The sequence below is a fragment of the Mesotoga sp. B105.6.4 genome, from assembly GCF_002896535.1.
Taxonomy (GTDB): domain Bacteria; phylum Thermotogota; class Thermotogae; order Petrotogales; family Kosmotogaceae; genus Mesotoga.
Window position 1 is genome coordinate 116,361 of sequence record NZ_JWIM01000008.1, and the last position, 19,389, is coordinate 135,749.

21 protein-coding genes are annotated in these 19,389 nt (G+C 46.4%); 11 read left to right on the plus strand and 10 right to left on the minus strand.

Going from position 1 to position 19,389, the window contains the following annotated elements:
• Nucleotides 1–68: 68 nt before the first annotated feature.
• The 5 genes from RJ60_RS03480 to RJ60_RS03500 are packed head-to-tail and all read right to left on the minus strand — an operon-like array spanning nucleotide 69 to nucleotide 2,659.
• Complete coding sequence (locus RJ60_RS03480) at nucleotides 69–389, minus strand: NifB/NifX family molybdenum-iron cluster-binding protein (protein WP_099828970.1); 321 nt, start codon at nucleotides 387–389, stop codon at nucleotides 69–71.
• Nucleotides 389–1,267, minus strand: coding sequence for an ATP-binding protein (locus RJ60_RS03485; RefSeq protein WP_103133991.1), 879 nt, complete (start codon nucleotides 1,265–1,267; stop codon nucleotides 389–391). Before RJ60_RS03485 ends, RJ60_RS03480 begins: the two co-directional genes overlap by 1 nt.
• A complete protein-coding gene (locus RJ60_RS03490) occupies nucleotides 1,267–2,118 on the minus strand; it encodes an ATP-binding protein (RefSeq protein WP_099828972.1) in 852 nt (283 codons plus the stop codon). The genes RJ60_RS03485 and RJ60_RS03490 overlap by 1 nt, the downstream gene beginning before the upstream one ends.
• A 3-nt stretch (nucleotides 2,119–2,121) precedes the next feature.
• Nucleotides 2,122–2,343 (minus strand): DUF5320 domain-containing protein, encoded by a 222-nt coding sequence (locus tag RJ60_RS03495; protein ID WP_099828973.1) that lies wholly within the window; start codon nucleotides 2,341–2,343, stop codon nucleotides 2,122–2,124.
• 4 nt (nucleotides 2,344–2,347) lie between these two features.
• Nucleotides 2,348–2,659 (minus strand): DUF5320 family protein, encoded by a 312-nt coding sequence (locus RJ60_RS03500; RefSeq protein WP_099828974.1) that lies wholly within the window; start codon nucleotides 2,657–2,659, stop codon nucleotides 2,348–2,350.
• A gap of 125 nt (nucleotides 2,660–2,784) precedes the next feature.
• Between RJ60_RS03500 and RJ60_RS03505 the strand changes: the two genes are divergently transcribed.
• From RJ60_RS03505 to RJ60_RS03525, 5 genes are all read left to right on the plus strand, one after another.
• Nucleotides 2,785–3,381: a class I SAM-dependent methyltransferase gene (locus RJ60_RS03505; RefSeq protein WP_099828975.1), complete on the plus strand. Its 597-nt coding sequence runs from the start codon at nucleotides 2,785–2,787 to the stop codon at nucleotides 3,379–3,381.
• Nucleotides 3,382–3,482: 101 nt separating this feature from the next.
• A complete protein-coding gene (locus RJ60_RS03510) occupies nucleotides 3,483–4,415 on the plus strand; it encodes a carbohydrate ABC transporter permease (RefSeq protein WP_099828976.1) in 933 nt (310 codons plus the stop codon).
• Nucleotides 4,408–5,229 carry a carbohydrate ABC transporter permease gene (locus tag RJ60_RS03515; RefSeq protein ID WP_103133992.1) on the plus strand — a complete coding sequence of 274 codons (822 nt, stop codon included), beginning with the start codon at nucleotides 4,408–4,410 and terminating at the stop codon, nucleotides 5,227–5,229. Before RJ60_RS03510 ends, RJ60_RS03515 begins: the two co-directional genes overlap by 8 nt.
• Before the next feature lie 16 nt (nucleotides 5,230–5,245).
• Complete coding sequence (locus RJ60_RS03520) at nucleotides 5,246–6,490, plus strand: ABC transporter substrate-binding protein (RefSeq protein WP_099828978.1); 1,245 nt, start codon at nucleotides 5,246–5,248, stop codon at nucleotides 6,488–6,490.
• Nucleotides 6,491–6,499: 9 nt separating this feature from the next.
• Nucleotides 6,500–7,687 (plus strand): BamA/TamA family outer membrane protein, encoded by a 1,188-nt coding sequence (locus RJ60_RS03525; protein WP_099828979.1) that lies wholly within the window; start codon nucleotides 6,500–6,502, stop codon nucleotides 7,685–7,687.
• A gap of 109 nt (nucleotides 7,688–7,796) precedes the next feature.
• Here RJ60_RS03525 and RJ60_RS03530 read toward each other — a convergent pair whose 3' ends face one another.
• The 3 genes from RJ60_RS03530 to RJ60_RS03540 form a co-directional block, all read right to left on the minus strand.
• Nucleotides 7,797–8,459, minus strand: a complete 663-nt coding sequence (locus RJ60_RS03530) for an anaerobic ribonucleoside-triphosphate reductase activating protein (protein ID WP_099828980.1) — start codon at nucleotides 8,457–8,459, stop codon at nucleotides 7,797–7,799.
• Nucleotides 8,377–10,530 (minus strand): ribonucleoside triphosphate reductase, encoded by a 2,154-nt coding sequence (locus RJ60_RS03535; RefSeq protein WP_099828981.1) that lies wholly within the window; start codon nucleotides 10,528–10,530, stop codon nucleotides 8,377–8,379. The genes RJ60_RS03530 and RJ60_RS03535 overlap by 83 nt, the downstream gene beginning before the upstream one ends.
• A 226-nt stretch (nucleotides 10,531–10,756) precedes the next feature.
• Nucleotides 10,757–11,305, minus strand: coding sequence for a PolC-type DNA polymerase III (locus RJ60_RS03540; RefSeq protein WP_099828982.1), 549 nt, complete (start codon nucleotides 11,303–11,305; stop codon nucleotides 10,757–10,759).
• Between the two features lie 149 nt (nucleotides 11,306–11,454).
• Between RJ60_RS03540 and RJ60_RS03545 the strand changes: the two genes are divergently transcribed.
• Genes RJ60_RS03545 through yihA form a run of 6 tightly spaced genes read left to right on the plus strand, consistent with a single transcriptional unit; the run spans nucleotide 11,455 to nucleotide 17,685 of the window.
• On the plus strand, nucleotides 11,455–11,772 hold the full coding sequence (locus tag RJ60_RS03545; RefSeq protein ID WP_099828983.1) for a hypothetical protein: 318 nt from the start codon (nucleotides 11,455–11,457) through the stop codon (nucleotides 11,770–11,772).
• Nucleotides 11,696–12,769, plus strand: a complete 1,074-nt coding sequence (locus RJ60_RS03550; RefSeq protein WP_099828984.1) for a DUF362 domain-containing protein — start codon at nucleotides 11,696–11,698, stop codon at nucleotides 12,767–12,769. The genes RJ60_RS03545 and RJ60_RS03550 overlap by 77 nt, the downstream gene beginning before the upstream one ends.
• 10 nt (nucleotides 12,770–12,779) lie before the next feature.
• Nucleotides 12,780–14,240, plus strand: a complete 1,461-nt coding sequence (gene glpK / locus RJ60_RS03555) for a glycerol kinase GlpK (RefSeq protein WP_099828985.1) — start codon at nucleotides 12,780–12,782, stop codon at nucleotides 14,238–14,240.
• Nucleotides 14,198–14,752 (plus strand): tRNA (adenosine(37)-N6)-threonylcarbamoyltransferase complex ATPase subunit type 1 TsaE, encoded by a 555-nt coding sequence (gene tsaE, locus RJ60_RS03560; protein ID WP_099828986.1) that lies wholly within the window; start codon nucleotides 14,198–14,200, stop codon nucleotides 14,750–14,752. The genes glpK and tsaE overlap by 43 nt, the downstream gene beginning before the upstream one ends.
• Before the next feature lie 4 nt (nucleotides 14,753–14,756).
• Nucleotides 14,757–17,132, plus strand: a complete 2,376-nt coding sequence (gene lon, locus RJ60_RS03565) for an endopeptidase La (RefSeq protein ID WP_099828987.1) — start codon at nucleotides 14,757–14,759, stop codon at nucleotides 17,130–17,132.
• Complete coding sequence (gene yihA / locus RJ60_RS03570; protein ID WP_099828988.1) at nucleotides 17,113–17,685, plus strand: ribosome biogenesis GTP-binding protein YihA/YsxC; 573 nt, start codon at nucleotides 17,113–17,115, stop codon at nucleotides 17,683–17,685. Before lon ends, yihA begins: the two co-directional genes overlap by 20 nt.
• A gap of 23 nt (nucleotides 17,686–17,708) precedes the next feature.
• Here the strand turns inward: yihA and RJ60_RS16475 are convergent, their stop codons facing one another.
• Together RJ60_RS16475 and RJ60_RS03580 are read right to left on the minus strand one after the other, a co-directional pair.
• The gene (locus tag RJ60_RS16475) at nucleotides 17,709–18,002 is read right to left on the minus strand and encodes a DUF3795 domain-containing protein (protein WP_099829019.1); all 294 of its coding nucleotides are present in this window, start codon (nucleotides 18,000–18,002) and stop codon (nucleotides 17,709–17,711) included.
• 79 nt (nucleotides 18,003–18,081) lie between these two features.
• Nucleotides 18,082–19,323, minus strand: coding sequence for a glycoside hydrolase family 1 protein (locus RJ60_RS03580; protein WP_099828989.1), 1,242 nt, complete (start codon nucleotides 19,321–19,323; stop codon nucleotides 18,082–18,084).
• Nucleotides 19,324–19,389 lie beyond the last annotated feature (66 nt).

Sequence of the window (19,389 nt, forward strand, 5' to 3'; positions counted from 1 at the left end):
TTTAGGCAGACAAAAAGCTTCAATTATTGACACAGGGATCGGGATATCAGGGGATAGGCCCGTCGGATCTATTTTTTCCTTCTGCTAATAACAGCTTCAATGTTCTCCTTTGCCGTGCCAACAAAAGCTTCATAGAAAGCTATACCTGCTGCTTCTATAGCTTGAATGGCGTTGCCTCCAAGATGGAAAGCTATTATTGTGTCTATCCCTTGCTTTGTGAGCATATTTACGGCCATAGGTCCGGCACCGTGCGCCACACTGTTGTCTGGTTCTACATATTCTTCGCTTCCCGTTTCCGGGTCATACAGCAGAAAGAACTTAGCTCTGGCAAATCTATCGTCTGGGATGCTGTTGATACTCTTTTCTTTCACTGGGATAGCTATTTTCATTATTCTTCTACACCTCCGGAAATTTTCCGTTTCAACCTCAAGGCAATTCGCTTTATTGCTTGCGCTGCCGTAGAGTCTTCAATTGCAACAACCGGTTTTCCCATAATCGTCGCTTTCTCTACCTGCTCGTCAAAGGGAATCTTGCCAAGCAGTTCTATTCCGTTGGCTCCACACCAGGACTCTATGAAAGCGCTCTTGGATCTATTCAAATCCCATTTGTTTATAACTATTCCAAAGTCTCTCTTGAAATGTTTTATTGTCTCCACTATCCTTGCAAGATCGTGGTTTCCAGAAACAGTCGGTTCGGCAACTGCAAGAACGTAAGTTGCCCCGGTAATCGATGAAGTTGCGGGGCACCCTATTCCCGGGGCACCATCGATCACAATTACTTCTCTTTTTTCTCTCTCTGCGACATTAATTGCCAGCTTTCTGACCTCGGCCACCAACCCTCCAGAAGTCTCTTCCCCTGGAGTCAATAAAGCGTGGACAAGAGGGATTTCATTCGATTGAGACAAGAAGTACTCGCCCGACTTATTGTCTTTGAGTGAAATCGCATCTGCCGGGCAGACAGCCACACACATGCCGCATCCCTCACATGCGTAGGGATCGATTGAGTAAGGACCTCCCCTGATAATCGCATCGAACCTGCAGAATTTCTCGCAGAGTCCGCATGATATGCATTGATCAGAAATTTCGGCCTTTTTGCCACCATAGTATTCAAATTTCTCGATCTGCTTATTCTCAAGAATGAGGTGAAGGTTTGGTGCGTCTACGTCACAATCGGCCATCACTATTGAGTCAAAAAGAGAGGAAAGCGATCCTGCAAGTGTTGTCTTACCAGTTCCGCCCTTTCCACTTACTATGGCAAGTTGGAACATCATGACACCCCCGATGAAGAGATGATCTTTTCCGCCAGTTTTTTGAACCGTATCTTCCATGGTGGCGAAGTCTCAGTAAATAGCTTGCCTTCTGAATAGGCTTCCGCTATGCTGCGGTCAAAGGGTATTCTTTCGAGGAGAACGAGGTTTTCTTCACCAGCATACTCATCTATCATTGTGTAAGAATTCGTATCTCTGTTGATTACGACACCGAAAGGAATTTCCATCTCTCTTACAATTTGAACTGCAAGTTTCAAATCATGAAGACCAAATGGAGTGGGTTCGGTTACCAGTATCGCGAAATCTACTTTTCTTAGTGTCTCTACCACGGAACAGGACGTTCCCGGGGGAGAATCAATGATGACGAGCTTATTTCGATCGATATTCTCTTTAAGCTTTCTGATAACCCTTACAGGGGATGGTTCCCCAATTTCCAGTATTCCCATTCCAAAATCGATTTTGTTGTTGATCTTACCCGTCATGACTTTTCCAATGGTTTTTGGCCTCTCGCTGATTGCCTTCTCGGGACAGACAAAAGTGCACAAACCGCAGCCATGACACAAAGATTCAAAGACCATGACACCCGTGTCAAAAACAGAAAGTGCTCCAAACTGGCAGGCTTCAGCGCATTTGCGGCAACGAGTGCACTTTTCCTTGTCTATTACGGGAAGCATCAGCTCAATTTCCTCTTCATGCTCAATCTTTGGGTTAAAAAACAGATGTACATCGGGTTCTTCTGCGTCTGCGTCCAGAAGTTGAACATCAAACTCTTCAGATATTGCGTATGCGAGGTTTGTGGCAAGGGTTGTCTTTCCTGTGCCTCCCTTGCCACTTAGTACGGCAATAACCAAGGCCTACCACCATCTCCTGAAGCGATAGCCCATGCCTCTTCCGGCTCCAAAACCTCCCCCAAAACCCATCCTTCTTCCGAGAAAAAGTCTTCTCCTCGGATATGGTCGGTAGTAGTTCCTTGCGGGTGTCGGCCTCGACACTTGATCAACGGGAGCACAGTTTCCCATGCCCCAGCCGGTCATCGGCCCATAACCTTCGGGTCCAGTTCCATCTCTCCACGGCATATTCTCACTCCTCCTCTTCAGTACTGTTTGTGTTTTCAAGCGTTTCCAATCTCTTCTCTATTTCCTTGAGCTCTTCGCCGATCATCTCAAGCTCTCTCTTAAGCATCGCTTGATACTCCTTCAGTTCCTGACTCTCCATCTCAGCTGAAATCTCCTGATCGTAGGCGTATGGTCCATAATAACCGAAACCTCTTCCGGGCCCAAATCCCCTACCGTATCCCATTCCTCTTCCGTATCCTGCTCCATATCCAGGGCCGTAGCCGTAGTATCTGCAGGAACCGTCTCTAAACCTCATAGGACCAGATCCAAATGGCATATTGTCACCTCCTATATATGCACTAATCATATATATTATACTGGTTGCAGCTAGCAATGTCAACAACAGATCTAGCTTTGCCGAATTCTGTAGAATTTCTGATATTATCTAAGTGAGGAGGATAGATGGGAAACAAAGCGCATGTCTTGCTGTTTTCACTAATAGCTCCATTTTATAACGTTGCTTTCAAGTCGCAGCTTAAAAGTTATCGAAGCCTTTTGAAAGAACACCGTTCTCTACTTGGCGACGACATCAAGAGCGTTCTCGATATCGGTTGCGGAACAGGTGCTCTTGCCAAAGCATTCGATGAACTGGGATACCGAGTAACGGCTGTAGATGCTTCGACTCCCATGGTAGTAATAGCAAGGCATAATCTTAAGGAAAGCGGGGTCAAAGTCGTTCAAGGCGACTTTTTTGAGAAGCTTCCCTTTGAAGACAATAGTTTTGATCTTCTCGTTGCATCTTATGTTGTACACGGTCATAAGATTGACGGCAGGGAGAAGTTTTATAGAGAGAGTCGCAGAATATGCAGGAAAGAGGTTCTGATTCATGAGTTCTTTCCGAATAGAAATCTCTTGGTCTATGTTGTCGAGTTCTTCGAAAGAAGCGATTACAGAAACTTCGTTCCGAAAGCCTTCGAAGAGCTCAAAGAGAATTTTCCCATTGTAAAAGACGTTAGGCTTTCATCTACGACAGGGTGGTATTTATGTCGGTGCGACTAGACTCTCAGGTTAGTTGAGTCTTCAGGATTTTGAAATTTGTGGGCGTTCAAGGAAGGGCTGGTATTTCAGTATTTGAACAATAGCATTATGGAGGTCTACAGGTGAAGAAAGCTACTCCTTATATATTTATTGCACCTGCAGGTGCAATAATTGGTTTCTTTCTCTTATATCCTTTGATATACTCATTTGCCATTAGCTTTTTTGAGTGGGACCTGTCTCCGACAATGACTTTCGTTGGTTTGGGGAACTACTCACAGATTCTCTCATCGAGCGAATTCTGGGACTCAATGTTATACACCGCTTATTACATTCTCGGCGTTCTCCCTTTTTCGCTCCTTATCGGTTTTCTCTTTGCCAATCTTCTGAACGATTCGACGATGAAGGGGATAGGGTTCTTTCGAATGATTTACTTCCTTCCGGTAGTTACATCACCCATTGCTGCCGGTATGGGCTTCAGCTTTCTGTTCAGTACGGAACTCGGTTATGTGAATCATATCATCTCCTTGTTTGGCGGGGATTACATCAACTGGTTAACTAATCCTCAGGGCGTAATTCAAATTCTTTTCAACTGGACAGGCATTCAGCTTCCCAGAATTCTGCAGGGGCCGAGCGTAGCGCTTTTCGTGATAATTCTAATGGGAATATGGCAGAATATCGGATATGCCATGGTTGTCTATCTGGCCGGTCTTCAGAATATCCCGACCACATACTATGAAGCGGCGGCGTTGAGTGGAGCTAACAGGTTCCAGATGTTGAGAAAGATCACCGTTCCGCTTCTTTCACCGACAACGTTCTTCCTTCTCATAATGTTCAGCATAAGCTCCTTCCAGGTCTTTGGACCGATTATGGTTATGACTCCAGACGGCGGACCGCTTAACACAACCTCCGTTGTCGTGTTTCGGCTTTATCGAGAGGCCTTCTCCTATTACAGGTTTGGCTATGCGTCCGCAATGGCCTTTGTTCTCTTCCTTTTTGTGATATTTTTGACTGCATTCCAAGTAAAGACAATTGAAAGGACCGTTCATTATGAGTAAGAGGATTGGAAGGATTCTGAAGTACTTCGTGTTGATATCCGGTGCAGTTGTGATGATTTTCCCGTTTTTCTGGTCTTTCATGACCTCCTTTAAGGATTTGCGAGAGATTCTCATGGATCCCTTTTCTCTTATCCCGAAGGAGTTCACTCTGAAGAATTATGTTAGTGTTTTCACGAAAGTTCCATTCGCAAGATACCTTCTAAATAGCACTATCGTAGCGCTGGGAACCACTTTCTTGCAACTTGTGACGGCCTCTCTGACGGCCTTTGCATTTGCGAGAATGAGATTTAGGGGCAGAGAAGTGATATTCTACATCTTTCTGGCAACTATGATGATCCCTCAGCAAGTCGTAATGATTCCGCAGTATCTCGTTGTAATGAGACTCAATCTGGACAACTCATACCTTGGCCTCATTATTCCTCACGCAGCTACTGCGATCTCGATCTTTTTTCTGAGGCAGTTCTTTCTCACGATTCCAAGGGATCTAGAGGATGCTGCGATAATCGATGGTTGCGGTCCTTTAAGAACTCTGCTAAATGTTTTTTTACCTCTCACAAAACCCGCGATAGCAACAATCGCAGTCTTTTCTTTCATGTGGTCATGGAACAACTACTTCTGGCCCCTCTTGATTATTAGCGAACCTGAGATGAGAACTGTTCAGTTGGGACTAGCAATGTTCAAGTCTGAAGGGGGAATACAGTGGGGAGAGTTTATGGCCGCAACTGTAGTGGCTACGCTTCCGATCATGATAGCCTATTTCATCGCTCAGAAGCAATTCGTGAAGGGAATAACCCTTACGGGACTAAAAGGATAGCGATAAGGAGGAAGAGATGAAAAGAGTGACCATGGTAGTTATCTTGATGATCTTTGCACTAACGGGAATGGGAGCTGTCACGCTCACATTCTGGCACTCGATGTCTGATTATCAGAAGCCGATTATCGACAAACTCGTATCTGATTTCAACAAGGCACACAAGGACATCACTGTAAGGGCAATCTTTCAAGGCTCGTACGATGAGACCGTTACGAAACTAAAGGCGGCTTTGCTGGCAGGAAAAGGGCCGGATGTAGCGCAGGTGAACATCGAGCACATCCAGATATTTTCAAAAGACCATTCTCTCCAGGATCTCACAGATCTTCTGGCCGGCGATCCTACGCTTGACCCCGATGACTTTGTCCAGAGCTTCTGGCAGACAATAGTTCGTGACGAAAAGCCATATGCGCTTCCTTTCAACATCAGTGCGCTTATGCTTTTTTACAACAAGGATCATTTCAGAGCAGCGGGACTTGATCCAGACAGACCTCCTCAGAACTGGGAGGAACTCGAGGAATACGCCAGAAGACTCACAATAAGAAAATCTCTGGATTCCAGACCCTCTCAGTATGGTCTCTTATGGGGTGTAGACACCATGTTCTATCAGTTTGAACCTCTTGTCTGGCAGAACGGAGGAGAGATTTTCAATGAAGATATGACCGAGTGTGTAATCAACTCTCCTGAGGGAGTCGAGGCTCTGGAAACGTGGAGGCGTTGGTTCGTCGAGGGTTTGTCTCCGGTGGACTTGACCATCGATGAAGGAATACAGTCCTTCACAATGGGGAGAATCTCGATGGGCCCCATGACGAGCGGAGGAATTCGGTACGCTCTCGAGAACATACCCTGGAGTCTGGGAGTAGCCCCTCTTCCTGAAGGTAAGCAGAAAACCACAACGCTTGGAGGAGGTTCTCTTGCCATAATGGCCGGACTCTCAGAAGAGAAGCTTCAGGCCGCCTGGACCTTCATCAAATGGATGGTTTCAGAGAAGAACACATTGTTCTGGTATGAGGGAACGGGATACATGCCGGTTCTGAAGTCTGCAATGAGTTCTCTTGAGATACAGCTTATCTGGCAGCGCTTCCCGCAGTTGAAGGCTCCAATAGACTCGATAGAGTTTGCCAGACCCAGACCGGTTCACACAAATATTATTGAGATCAGGAATATTCTTTACGACGCTGTTGAGCAGGTAAGAAAAGGTGTTTCAGAGCCAAAATCGGCTTTCGATAGTGCTGTTACGAAAGTCAACGCGTTGCTTGAGTGAGGTGATGATATGAAGCGAATACTTCTGTCGGTAATATTCATTTTCTTTTCTCTAACGGTTTTTGCCAACAAAATCGTTGAAATTGAAGTAACAGGTGTTGATAAGACACTTCCACAAGTGGTAATCAATATTTCCGGGCTCAAGATCGGTGAAGATTTGGATATCGAGAGAGTCTACAGGGCAAAGAGAAATCTGGAAGAATGCGGTCTCTTTACAGACGTATATTTTCAGCTTAGAGACTCAAATGGCGACTATAAGCTGGTGATTACGGTTCAGGAGAGTTCGACAATCTATCCCTATTTCGGCGAGTACATGTCGATGGGTTTGGGGGAGAGAAATCTCCTCGGTACCGGTGTTAATCTCTATGGTGGGGTTCGGTTTCTCAGATTGACCGACAAGAAAATCCTCGGTTTCCTTCCCCAACCCGAGTTCTTCTGGGGGGGATTGAGATTTGGCGCAAGCACCCTTAGCGTCTTTGGAACAGGAATCAATCCCTTCATTGAAGTGACTCTGTTTAAAGATGTTCCGTGGCAGGCAGATACTATTCTTTCTCTTAGTTCTGTAGATCTGGGTGCGACATATCCCATTGGAGACTACGTTGCTGGACTCTCTTACACCTTTGAAAGTGCAACATTTGAGGCTACGGATTCAAACGACTACTCTGTATCAATACTAACAGGAGCCTTTGCCTTTGGGGATGAAGACAATTATCAGGAGAAGAGAGGTAATCTCTACGGGCAGACAAATCTTTCCTTTGGATTTGGGGAAGGAATATGCTATCTCCAGCAGAAGGCGTCTGTAAATTACTGGTACAGGATCATTGGAAGAATTTATATCGAGAGTGAGACAAGAGCAGGTGTGACTTATTTCGGAGATGCGCCGGTCACCAGGAGCTTCTACCTGGGAGGAAGCACCGATCTCAAGGGCTGGAACCCCAATGCATTTAATCCTAGATTCTATGCGCTGGAGATACTTCAGGCAGGAGTCCCTCTCACTGAGAGCTTCGGCATTGCTCCTTCCGATGATATGAGCGTCTTCATTCCCAAGCTCTACTTGATGGCGGCCGCGGGTGACAACGCCACTCTCGGTCTGTCGATAGGAATAGGTTTCGAGTGGAGAACACCACTGGGAGTTGGAGTGGAGCCTCAAGTATTCTTCGGAGGAGACGGTTTCAAATTCTACTTCGAACTCAGGTAACTTCTTGGCTAGCTTCACAAGAAGGTCATTTGCTTTTCTTTGCAAGCACAAAACGAAAGAACCGGCCACGAAAAAAGGCCGGTTCTTCTGCCACCCCATGTCCTTCAGCTTACTTCCTAACGAAAACGTTTTTCACATATTCAGAGAGCGAGTCGGCGAATTCGCTTAACACTGAATCCGGATAAGGTGGCGATTCGCAAAACCCGGATACCGGTCTATACTGCTGAACTGAAACCAACGACGCCCCGCTGCACATTCTCGCGAGCTCTTCGAAATCCTTTTCAGGAACGTAAGGTGGAAACATTGTGATCCTTATCTCATGAGTGGAGAAAGTCTTTGCCAATTCAATACTCTTCTGGATTTGCTTCAGATTTACAGTAGAAAAAGGCTCATAGTTCAGAGACTTGAGATCAACTGCGACATAGTCGATGACATTCAGGAACTCCCTGAGAATGTCTGAATTCCAGCCATTGGTATCGAGCTTAACCAACACAGTCGGAAATTGGGCCTTCAGTCTTTCGACAAATGGAATCAGATCATCTGCCCTGAGTGTAGGCTCCCCCCCGGTAATAACAACCGCATCAATGAGAGCCGCTCTTCTGTCAAGGTACTTGAAGACCTCTGATTCACCAACTTTCTCCTCTACCGATTTCTTCAGTTCAGGATTGTGGCAATAAGCACAGTCGAAATTACAGCTTGAGGTAAACAGTGTCAGGGCTACTTTGCCCGGATAGTCCACTAGACTGACCCTCTCCATTCCTGCGAAATTCATCTATTCTCTCTCCCCTGATTATGTAGGTCTCTCTCGTCTTAAATTCTTCCTGTTTTCCAGTGTTCCAGTTCTGTACTGGTCTGTAGTAGCCTGTAATCCTTGAATACACTTCGGTTGGCTTTCCGCATTCGGGACATGTGAACTGTTCACCTCTTATATATCCGTGGTTCTGACAGACTGAATAGGTTGGTGAAATCGTGAAGTACGGAATTCTATAATTCTCTGCGATCTTCCTCACAAGTTGCCTGGTCGTTTCCCAGTCAGATATCCTCTCTCCAAGGAAGGCGTGAAACACTGTGCCGCCTGTATATTTCTTCTGTAGTTCCTCCTGAAGGTCTAGCGCGCTGAAAATATCCTTCGTGTAGTCCACAGGCAAATGGGATGAGTTTGTGTAATACGGGTTGTCCTTTCCCGCAGTAAGTATTTGAGGAAATTTCTCTTTGTCCATCTTGGCGAGCCTGTAAGCCGTTGATTCGGCCGGTGTCGCCTCAAGGTTGTAGAGATGGTCGGTTGTCTCCTGATAGCCGATCATCTTGTTTCTCATGAAGTCCAGCACTCTCAATGCAAACTGATAGCCCTCTTCTTCGGCTATAGTCTTTCTGATCCATCGGGCATTCATACTTGCTTCATTCATTCCTATCAAGCCAATCGTAGAAAAATGGTTATCGAAGTTCTTCAGATATCTCTTTGTGTATGGATAAAGGCCTTCACTGTTCAGTTTCTCAACTACCGATCTCTTTATTTCAAGGCTTCTGCTCGACAAATCCATCATTTTAGAAAGACGTGCAAAGAACTCTTCTTCGCTCTTACTGAGGTATGCAATTCTCGGCAAGTTTATCGTAACGACGCCGATAGACCCAGTGAACTCATCCGAGCCGAAGAGCCCTCCCCCTCTTCTCTTCAGTTCTCGTTTATCGAGCTGAAGCCTGCAGCACATACTTCTGACATCATCCGGGTCCAGATCAGAGTTTATGAAGTTCTGGAAGTATGGAGTACCGTATTTGCTGGTTATCTCAAATAGAAGCTGGGCGTCTTCGTTGTCCCAATCGAAATCCTTTGTAATATTATATGTGGGTATCGGATACTGGAAACCGCGTCCGTTGGCATCACCCTCGTCGAGAATTTCCAGAAAGGCTCGGTTGATCATCTTCATCTCTTCCTGACAATCACCATATGTGAAGTCCATAGCTTTGCCGCCGACAATAGCAGCTTCGCTCTTTAGCTTGGATGGAACCACCCAGTCAAGAGTAACATTCGTGAAGGGGGCCTGTGTTCCCCATCGAGAAGGTGTGTTTACTCCGAAAACGAAAGACTGAATGTTCTGTTTCACTTCCTTCAAAGAGAGGTTATCTACTTTTACAAATGGGGCCAAATAGGTGTCGAATGAAGAGAACGCCTGGGCGCCTGCCCATTCATTCTGAAGTATTCCGAGGAAATTGACCATCTGGTTAACGAGCGTTGATAGATGCTTTGCAGGTGAGGAGGATACCTTTCCACGCACACCACCAAGTCCTTCTTCTATGAGCTGTCTCAGGCTCCAACCCGCGCAGTAGCCCGAGAGCATCGATAGATCATGGATGTGAATGTCCCCCTCGCGGTGGGCATTCCCAATTTGGGGATCGTATACCTCCCTCAGCCAGTAATTGGCGGTCACAGTTCCACTGTTGTGCAGAATCAGACCGCCGATAGAGTAGGTTACTGTGGAGTTCTCGTGAACTCTCCAGTCGAGCATGTCAAGATAACTGTTGACTGTCTTAGAGAAATCGAGCATGGAAGAATCGAGTTCTCTTAGCTTTTCTCGATGCCTTCTGTATAGAATATAGGCTTTGGCAACGTCAGCGAATCCTAGACTCTCCAAAGTTCTTTCAACGGAATCCTGGATATCCTCTATGTCCACCAGATTATCGGTGGCCTTCGACTGAAAATCGGCTACTACCCTTAGCGCAACCCTCTCAAGAATATCCTCGTTAAAATGTGTTTCAGTTGCCTCAAATGCTTTCTTCATGGCGCTGATTATCTTCTCCAGGTCGAATTCGACTATGGCTCCATTCCTTTTTCTTACATTCAACATCTCAATACCTCCATGAATCGGCTAATGATGTAGGACTCTATAAATTGTGTCCAAGAATGATTTTACCACAATATATGGGTAATTCAAAAAAAGAAAAGAGCATAATTTGGGCTAAGAAACCGGTTCTTCCGGTAAGAAAAATCTGCGATTTGTCGTGAAAGACTTTCCAGCAGTGGTCCACAGAATTACCGGGAAAAGGCGATCAAATATTCAAAGATTGCAATCGTTACTTGTGAGAGTTCCGTATGAAACGAGTTACGTTGTTTTTACCAATTCTAGTTAACATCGCGATAAAAGCGTCTGCTGTCGCGAGAGCATCTCCAAGCGCCCTGTGTCGCGATTCGGGAATTATGCCCAGTCTAGCAAGCAAAATATCCAGATTGTTTCTGCCATATCTGAAAACGGTCTTGGACATTTCTACCGTGTCGATATACGAATTGTCCAGTTTGCCAAGCCCGGATTTGATGCCGAAGTGATTTATAAACGAGAGATCAAAGAGAGCGTTATGGATAACAAGGGTCGAATCGCCCACGAAGGAATAGAAATCCTTTAATACGTCTGCCACCGAAGGTTTCCCTTTAACTGTGAGATTGCTGATTCCCGTCAGGGCAGTTATTGTAATCGGGATTATGCACCCGGGGTCTATTAGTGATTCAAAAGTGTCGTTTCTGTAGACCTTCCAGTCTCTCACTCGCACCCCAGCCACTTCTATGAGCCTTGCACCTCGCTCTACGCTTAGCCCGGTAGTTTCAGTATCAAGGACAACAAACTCCAATAGACTTCCCTCCCCTTAGATTTTATAATGAAGTGAGTGTTTTCAGAATAAGGTCAAAAAGAAACTTGTGAAGAATTATACAGATCATGGGAGCTCTTTTCCAAACCAAGGGCAACGTATAGAGTATAATTTTTATGAGGTGATCCACTATGGATGACAAGGTAAATCATTCCGAAGAGGAAATCAGGGAACGGTATAGAAAGGCTCTTGAATCAGCAGTTCAAAAAGCTCCGATAAGATCTGGAGAGAGACTGTATCTCACAGATCTCTGGGCCATCACCTCAATTCCTGAAGAGGTCATTGTGGAGACTCTTGCTTCTTCCGAGCTGAAGCTGCCCGAAGGGGTGTCCAGCATAGTCGATGATAGAAGGAAAAAGAAGAGGATCATTTATGGAAAACGAGAATCTAATGAAAAGGGTGGCGGTCCTAAGCAGCCCAGAATACGCAAGGTGCAGGAAGAAGATTAGCGAAGGGCTGGACCTGATCGAGTTCAACGAAACTCTGCAGGGAAAGAAAGTTCTTCTGAAAGTGAATCTTCTATCGGCAAGATCTCCGGAAAACTGTGTAACCACGAATCCTGCTTTTGTGCGCGCGGTTGCAGAGATCTTCATGGAGAGGGGAGCCAATGTGAGCATCGGGGATTCTCCGGCAAGCGTGAGCACTGCAGTCGCTGCCCATGCATCCGGGATCGCCTCTGTCTGCGAAGACCTGGGCGTTCCACTTGTCGATTTCGATGATCCCGTTCCTGTAGTCCTGGAGCATGGTACGTACAGAAGCTTCGAAATTGCCAGGCCGGTTCTTGAAACCGATCTTCTGGTGAATCTTCCGAAGCTCAAGACACATTCACTCACTCAGGTCACATTCGGGGTAAAGAATCTTTTTGGCTGTGTTCCGGGTGTTAAGAAGCAGGGTTGGCATTTCAGAGTAAGAAACATGAAGGAGTTCTCGGTTATGCTTCTTGATCTGGCTGGCTATTTGAAGCCGTCCCTGACAATAATCGACGGCGTAGAAGGCATGGATGGCAACGGTCCGTCGAACGGGAGGATTATAAGGCCAGGAATAATTGGCATTTCAGAAGATGTTTTCGCACTAGATGATGCCATCGCAGAACTCTTTGGAGTGATAAATTCGAAGGTCCCAATTCTCCGTTTGGCAAGGGAGAAAGGGTTAGTAGGAAATTACAAGGTTGTCGGAGATGAAGTCGAGCCGAAAAAACTCTCTCTCCCCGAGACAAATTTAATAGGTGTTTACGGTGCATCCCTATTGAGGAGATTAGTAACAAAGTTTCCGAAAATAGATAGGAAGAAGTGTGTGAGCTGTCGTGTTTGCGAGAGGGCCTGTCCGGCTGGAGCAATCGACATAAGCAGGTTAAATATCGATTATGGTAAGTGTATAGCTTGTTACGTTTGCCATGAACTTTGCCCTGAAGATGCTATCGTCTTCAGAAGACGTATTCATAGATAGGAGGGGTTAGATGAAGTATATTCTTGCTATCGATCAGGGAACGAGCAGCAGCAAAGCCGTTCTTTTTGATGAAGAACTGTATCAAGTTGCCGTTGCTCAGGAGGAGTTTGCGCAGATCTATCCCAAACCCGGGTGGGTTGAGCACGATCCTAGAGACATCATCTTAAGCACAATGGGTTCAATTGAGAAAGTAGTCTCGGATGCCAGGATCTCATTCAGGGAAATTGCGGCAATCGGCATCACAAATCAAAGAGAAACGGTCGTTGCCTGGGATTCGGTGACTGATCAGCCGCTCTACAACGCAATAGTGTGGCAGGATAGAAGAACTGCCGACAGATGCAGAGAGATTGAAGAGTCTCATGGAGAATTGATAAGACGAAAGACCGGCCTCAAGCCGGATCCCTATTTCTCCGCGACGAAGATGGAATGGCTGCTGGAGAATGTACCGGTAGTTCGAGAGGCGGCAAGAAAAGGGCGATTAAGATTTGGTACGATTGACTCCTGGTTAATCTGGAATCTGACTAGAGAGAATCTCCATGTTTGTGATTTCTCGAACGCGTCGAGAACGATGTTGTTCAACATCGAGAAGCTTGAATGGGATCGCGACCTACTCAATCTCTTTGGAGTGGAGAAAGAGTTTCTGCCCGAAGTGGTGGAATCGAGTAAGCTTCTCGGTCCTTCGATCTACGGCCCAAATATCGGGGGAATAGCTGGAGATCAACAGGCATCGCTGTTCGGTCAGACGGCCTTTCAGACCGGTGACGCGAAATGTACTTATGGGACTGGTTCATTTATATTGATGAACATTGGAAACAAACCAAAGATTTCCGATCATGGCTTGCTTACGACAATAGGCTGGAAGTCAACAGAAGAGACAGTCTACGCTGTGGAAGGTTCGATATTTGCCACCGGAGCCCTTATAAGCTGGTTGAAAGATGGACTGGGGATTATTGACAGCCCTTCCGATACGGAGCCTCTTGCCAGAGAAGTCAATGACAATGGAGGAGTCTTTTTCTCCGGTGCCTTGACAGGGCTGGGAGCTCCTTACTGGAACTCCTCAGCAAGAGGAATGATGATCGGTCTAACAAGGGGAACGAGGAAGGCACATATAGTAAGAGCCGTTCTCGAATACATCGCTTTCAGGACAAGAGAAATTCTTGAGCTGATGGAAAAAGAAACGGGAATCACGCTCAACAAGCTGCTTGTTGACGGAGGAGTTACCCGAAATAACTTCTTGATGGAGATGCAGGCAAATATCCTGAATATCCCGGTTGACAGATCTCTGATAAAGGAAACGACCGCGCTTGGTGCTGCAATGCTTGCAGGAATATGCACAGATCTCTGGGATCGGGAGAGCTTGAAGAACAAGAGAATAAGCGAAGTTGTCTTCGAACCTTCGGGCGATAGAATGGAGGCAGAGTACAAAAGGTGGAAAGAGGCGTTGAAGAGATCTATGAACTGGGCGAACTAGAGCTGAAAAATCTCGAGACTTTTGCACAAGAACTTGGAGAGGCACTCGAAGGAGGAGAGACGGTCCTTCTATTCGGTGATCTGGGCAGTGGAAAAACGACGTTTGTAAAGGCGCTGGCCAGCGGGTTGGGAATCGATAAGGATAGCGTGAGAAGTCCGACTTTCAACATTGTCAACTTCTATCCCGGCCGATCCTCGACTGGCGGAAGCGCCGATGTCGAAACGGTAAGAGTGCATCCCGCTCTCATTCACGTCGATCTGTACAGGATTACCGGTGAAGAAGAGGTTCTGGATCTAGCTATCTACGATCTAATGAATTGCAATACGGTTCTAGCGGTAGAATGGCCTAAACTTTACTTTAAGTATGTCTGCGAGCCTTATCTCATAGTTGAACTGGAGCATTTCGACGAGATCAAGCGAACCGTGAAATTGAAGCCATTCGGCCGCAGAATGAAGAGCATTTTGGATCGTTTGGTTAAGAGAATAGATCAAGATAAGAATGAAGGAAGGTGAATAGATGGCTCAGAAGTTTGAGTTGCTTGAAAAGGCTGCTGTAGGAAGCGAGCGAAAGATTGAGATACCCGACAAACTGCCGGTTATACCGACGAGAACAAACATGTTGGTATATCCTTCTTCAGTTATGCCGTTGTATGTTGGACGCGAGAAGTCTCTGGCGGCGCTGGAGGAGTCAATTGGCAAATTCAATCAGATGGTATTTCTCGTTTCTCAGAGGGACATTACTAAAGAAGAACCCGAGATCGAGGATCTATTCGAGATTGGAACGATAGCGAGAATAGTACAGCTGATGAAGATGCCCGATGGGAACTACAAGATTCTTGTTGAAGGCTTGACAAGAGCCAGGCTCTCTTCAGTGGAGGAAGGAGAGAGCACGTTTATCGTCGTTGCAGAGAAGCTGAAGTCCAAGGGTAGAAAAAGTAAGATGCTTCAGGCGCTGGTTCGAAGGGTGAAGGAACTTGCGCTGAGATATGTATCGATGAGCAGACGTTTCCCCGACGAAGCGATAATGGCGCTGGAAGATACTTCCGATGCAGACAAGTTTGCAGATTTCGTTTCCTCAATGGTGCCCTTTTCTTTGGAAGAGAAACAACGTCTTCTCGAGGAAATTGAAGCGAAGGATCGTCTCAATACGCTAATGGAGTTACTAACGAGAGAGATAGAGATTCTCTCTCTAGAGGAAGAACTAGACAAAAGGGTTAAACAGAAGATTGAGCAGGGGCAGAAGGAGTACTACCTGAGAGAAAAGATGAGAGCGATCCAGGAGGAGCTCGAGGGCGAAGAAGACGAGGAAATCAAAGAGCTTAAAGAGATGGCCGAGTCCGGCGAGCTTCCTCAGGAGGTAAAGGAAAAGGCAGAGCAAGAGATCTCGAGACTGGAAAAGATGTCCCCATATTCTCCGGAAGCGACGGTTGTGAGAACCTATCTCGATTGGTTGTTGAACCTCCCTTGGCAGAAAGAGACAGATGATGAGATAGTGATCAAGGACGTCAGAAAGACTCTTGATAACAATCATTATGGACTGGACGATGTGAAGGAAAGGATTCTTGAATTCCTGGCGGCCAGGAGGTTTTCGAAGAACCTGCGCACTCCGATTCTTTGCCTCGTTGGGCCTCCGGGTGTTGGGAAGACTTCACTTGGTCGGTCTGTTTCCGAGGCTATGGGAAGGAAGTTTGGTAGAATCTCGTTGGGAGGCATGAGAGACGAGGCAGAAATAAGGGGCCACAGACGTACTTATGTAGGAGCGCTTCCGGGCAGGATTATGCAGATGATCAGAAAGCTGAAGACCAGAAATCCGGTAATCGTGCTTGATGAAGTCGACAAGATGGGAATCAGTTTTCAAGGAGACCCCGCTTCTGCTCTTCTCGAGGTCCTTGATCCCGAGCAGAACAACAGTTTTACCGATCATTTTCTGGAAGTGCCTTTTGACCTTTCCAGAGTCCTGTTCATTACCACGGCAAACGTTCTCTATTCGATCCCTGCCGCTCTGAAAGACAGGATGGAGATTATCGAGATTCCAGGCTATACGGAGTCTGAGAAGTATCACATAGCCAGGGAGCATATATTGCCGAAGCTTCTCGATGAATACAACATGAAGGCCGGTAGACTCAAAATAACACCGGCCGCAACAAGAGACGTAATTAGAGACTACACAAGAGAAGCCGGAGTTAGGGAACTCGATAGAAATCTGGCGAAAATCATCAGAAAGGCCACCCTGAAAATAGCTGAGGGCGCTGATTCAATCTCGGTCGGTGTCAATGAACTGGGAGAGTATCTTGGAGCACCTCTATTCAAAGAGAGTGATTTCAGGAAGCATCCAGAGGTCGGCGTGGTGACTGGACTGGCCTGGACATCGGTTGGGGGAGAAATCATGTACATTGAAGTCCTGCCCGTTTCCGGGAAAGGAAAGACTATCATAACAGGTCAGCTGGGCGATGTTATGAAGGAATCGGCACAGATCGCGGCGTCGCTTGCCAGAAAGCTTTGTGGAGATGAGAAGTTCAACGAGATCTTCGAGAAGAAGGACTTCCATATCCACGTTCCCGAAGGGGCCGTTCCCAAGGATGGACCCAGTGCCGGGATTACTCTCACGACGGCGATTGTCTCGGCCGTCACCGGAAGAAAAGTGAGAAACGACATTGCAATGACTGGGGAGATAACTCTTAGAGGGAAGGTACTGCCCATTGGTGGTTTGAAAGAAAAGCTGATGGCAGCTTACCGTGCCAGAATGAAGAAGGTTCTGATTCCTCTTGCAAACAAGAGAGATCTCGATAAAGTCCCCGAAGAAATAAAGTCGAAACTGGAATTCGTCTTTGTTGAGAATATAAGCGAAGTACTAGAGGAGGCTTTGATTCAAGGTGATGGTGAAGAGTGCTGAACTTGTCCGAACTGTATACACGAAAGGCGAATATCCCCCTCCATTAAGGAGGGAGATAGCCTTCGCAGGAAGGTCAAATGTCGGCAAGTCTTCTTTGTTGAACGCTTTGTTTGGAAGGAAACTTGCGAAGACAAGTTCGACTCCTGGAAAGACAAGATCGATAAATTTCTATGGAGTAAACGGAGAGATCTATTTCGTTGATCTGCCCGGTTATGGATATGCAAAGGCCTCTATGTCGGAAAGAGAGAAGTGGCAGAGGCTGATTACCGACTATTTCGAATCGAGAGAAGACCTCTCTCTCGTTGTTATGCTCGTTGACATAAGGCACCCGTTGCAGCCGGCAGACGAGCAGATGCTTGAGTGGCTTACGCACTATTCCATCCCTTTTGTCTTGGTTCTGACAAAGGCCGACAAACTATCGAAGAATCGCCAGCTCCAGATGAAAAGATCGATAACCGAGGAAGTTACCTTTTGGGGAAAACCTCCGGTATTTGCAGTTTCTTCAGAGAAACGGCAGGGAACCGAAGAGCTTCTAGGAGTTCTGATTCAGTAGTTGCCGTGAGCTATTATCGAAAATCAGATGTGTCTTCTTGATAGATTCTCTTTCATCGACCTGAGTCTGCCGAGTGCCGATCTGTGGTGTGGATAGGCTGATGCTCGTTCTTTAAGGGCATCGCAAGGGAACTCTGCACATTCATAACAGTGACTCAGGCTTCGTTTTGCTACACAACAATCAAAAATGTTGCAGCTTTCTGTCCAGCGGTAAGATCCTTCACCCGCTTGGCAGCCGCTGCATCTAACTAGTGCCGAATCTACATTTCTGCTTCTCCAATAGCTCAGCTTTTCTTCGGTCCGAAGAAGATAGCATATCTAGAGCATTCGATACCACATGGAGCAATTATCGGCGATTTCGCTATGGCAACACTCCTTTTAGCTTTCTGCGTTGGTACTATTTCAGACTGTCCCTGATGAAATCTCTGAATTTTGCAACGCTCTCTCTAGGCCTTAATTCGAGACTCTCTTGAACCGTTTCGTAGAGTCCGAACTTCATTGAGTAGCCTTCTTTCCATTCGAAATTGTCCATAAGTGACCAGTACAGATAACCGAATACACGGGCTCCCTTATCCATAGCGTTTCTTAGTCCTGACAAAGCTTTCTCGATATACTCCCATCGTCGTGCGTCCGATTTGTCGGCAATTCCATTCTCAGTGATCATTATCGGCAGTCGATACCTCTTATATGCCTTCAGAACAACCTCTTCAATCCCCTGCGGGAAGAACTCATACCCCATTTCCGTTTTCTCAAATTCATTACCCGCTGCGATTTCAGGGAGGGGCTTCGAGTACTTGGCGAAGATTCGCGTGTAGTAATTGATGCCCAGGAAATCGAGCTTTGATTCTATCTCAGGCACCGCTTCTCCTTCGCCGAGAGGCTTAACTATACTGCCCTTCATCAGACTATCAAGATAACTGTAGTTGTAGACTCTGTCCAGATAATTTGCTACCAGCCTGTCTCCTGGATGGAACTTTCTGAGAGGGAAGAAAGGCATCATATTAACAGCTACCCCTACCATCGCCGTTGGATTCGACTCCCTTATTACGTCATATGCCTCGCTGTGGACATAGAGAAGATTAGCGAGGACTTTCATAGCCCTTCCCATATCCTTGACTTCCGGCGGCCATTCTCCCGTCAAATAGCCCATGACTGCGTAGACGTTCGGTTCGTTCACAGTGACCCAGTAGTGAATGAATTCGCCCATAGACTCGACGATTCTCGAGACGAAACGACGAAAGTAACGCAGGTTCTCCTTATTCTCCCAGCCTCCCATCTCCGAGAACCATTGAGGAAGAACGAAATGGTTGAGAGTAAGAATGGGCTGGATTCCGTTCTCAGTAAGCGCCTTGGAGAAATCTCTGTATCTCTCTAGTACACTGTCATCAAATCTGTTGATTTTTGGTTCAATTCTCGCCCACTCAACCGAGAATCTGTAGGCCTTTACACCCAAAGCCTTAACAGCCTCCAGATCCCTGTCGAGATTCTCCCAGCTACCACAAGCTATGTCGGAAGTGTCGCCATTCTTGACCTTTCCCTGATGTTCCCATTTGTACCAATCAGAAAAGACATTGCTTCCTTCTATTTGATGACCGGCCGTTGCGACACCCCATATGAACCCGTCTGGAAATGAAAGCATAGGCGAACCCTCCCACGTCATTTTTTTGTACGCTCATAAACAATTATAATCGTGAAAGGAAGCAAA

Bases quoted from the DNA above. Each gene is read 5' to 3' on its own strand.
- RJ60_RS03525 (WP_099828979.1), top strand. From the start codon at position 6,500: ATGAAGCGAATACTTCTGTCGGTAATATTCATTTTCTTTTCTCTAACG.
- RJ60_RS03545 (WP_099828983.1), top strand. From the start codon at position 11,455: ATGGATGACAAGGTAAATCATTCCGAAGAGGAAATCAGGGAACGGTAT.
- lon (WP_099828987.1), top strand. From the start codon at position 14,757: ATGGCTCAGAAGTTTGAGTTGCTTGAAAAGGCTGCTGTAGGAAGCGAG.
- RJ60_RS03485 (WP_103133991.1), bottom strand. From the start codon at position 1,267: ATGTTCCAACTTGCCATAGTAAGTGGAAAGGGCGGAACTGGTAAGACA.
- RJ60_RS03500 (WP_099828974.1), bottom strand. From the start codon at position 2,659: ATGCCATTTGGATCTGGTCCTATGAGGTTTAGAGACGGTTCCTGCAGA.
- RJ60_RS03535 (WP_099828981.1), bottom strand. From the start codon at position 10,530: ATGTTGAATGTAAGAAAAAGGAATGGAGCCATAGTCGAATTCGACCTG.
- RJ60_RS03515 (WP_103133992.1), top strand. From the start codon at position 4,408: ATGAGTAAGAGGATTGGAAGGATTCTGAAGTACTTCGTGTTGATATCC.
- RJ60_RS03580 (WP_099828989.1), bottom strand. From the start codon at position 19,323: ATGCTTTCATTTCCAGACGGGTTCATATGGGGTGTCGCAACGGCCGGT.
- RJ60_RS03505 (WP_099828975.1), top strand. From the start codon at position 2,785: ATGGGAAACAAAGCGCATGTCTTGCTGTTTTCACTAATAGCTCCATTT.
- RJ60_RS03520 (WP_099828978.1), top strand. From the start codon at position 5,246: ATGAAAAGAGTGACCATGGTAGTTATCTTGATGATCTTTGCACTAACG.
- glpK (WP_099828985.1), top strand. From the start codon at position 12,780: ATGAAGTATATTCTTGCTATCGATCAGGGAACGAGCAGCAGCAAAGCC.
- RJ60_RS03550 (WP_099828984.1), top strand. From the start codon at position 11,696: ATGGAAAACGAGAATCTAATGAAAAGGGTGGCGGTCCTAAGCAGCCCA.
- RJ60_RS03495 (WP_099828973.1), bottom strand. From the start codon at position 2,343: ATGCCGTGGAGAGATGGAACTGGACCCGAAGGTTATGGGCCGATGACC.
- RJ60_RS03480 (WP_099828970.1), bottom strand. From the start codon at position 389: ATGAAAATAGCTATCCCAGTGAAAGAAAAGAGTATCAACAGCATCCCA.
- RJ60_RS03530 (WP_099828980.1), bottom strand. From the start codon at position 8,459: ATGAATTTCGCAGGAATGGAGAGGGTCAGTCTAGTGGACTATCCGGGC.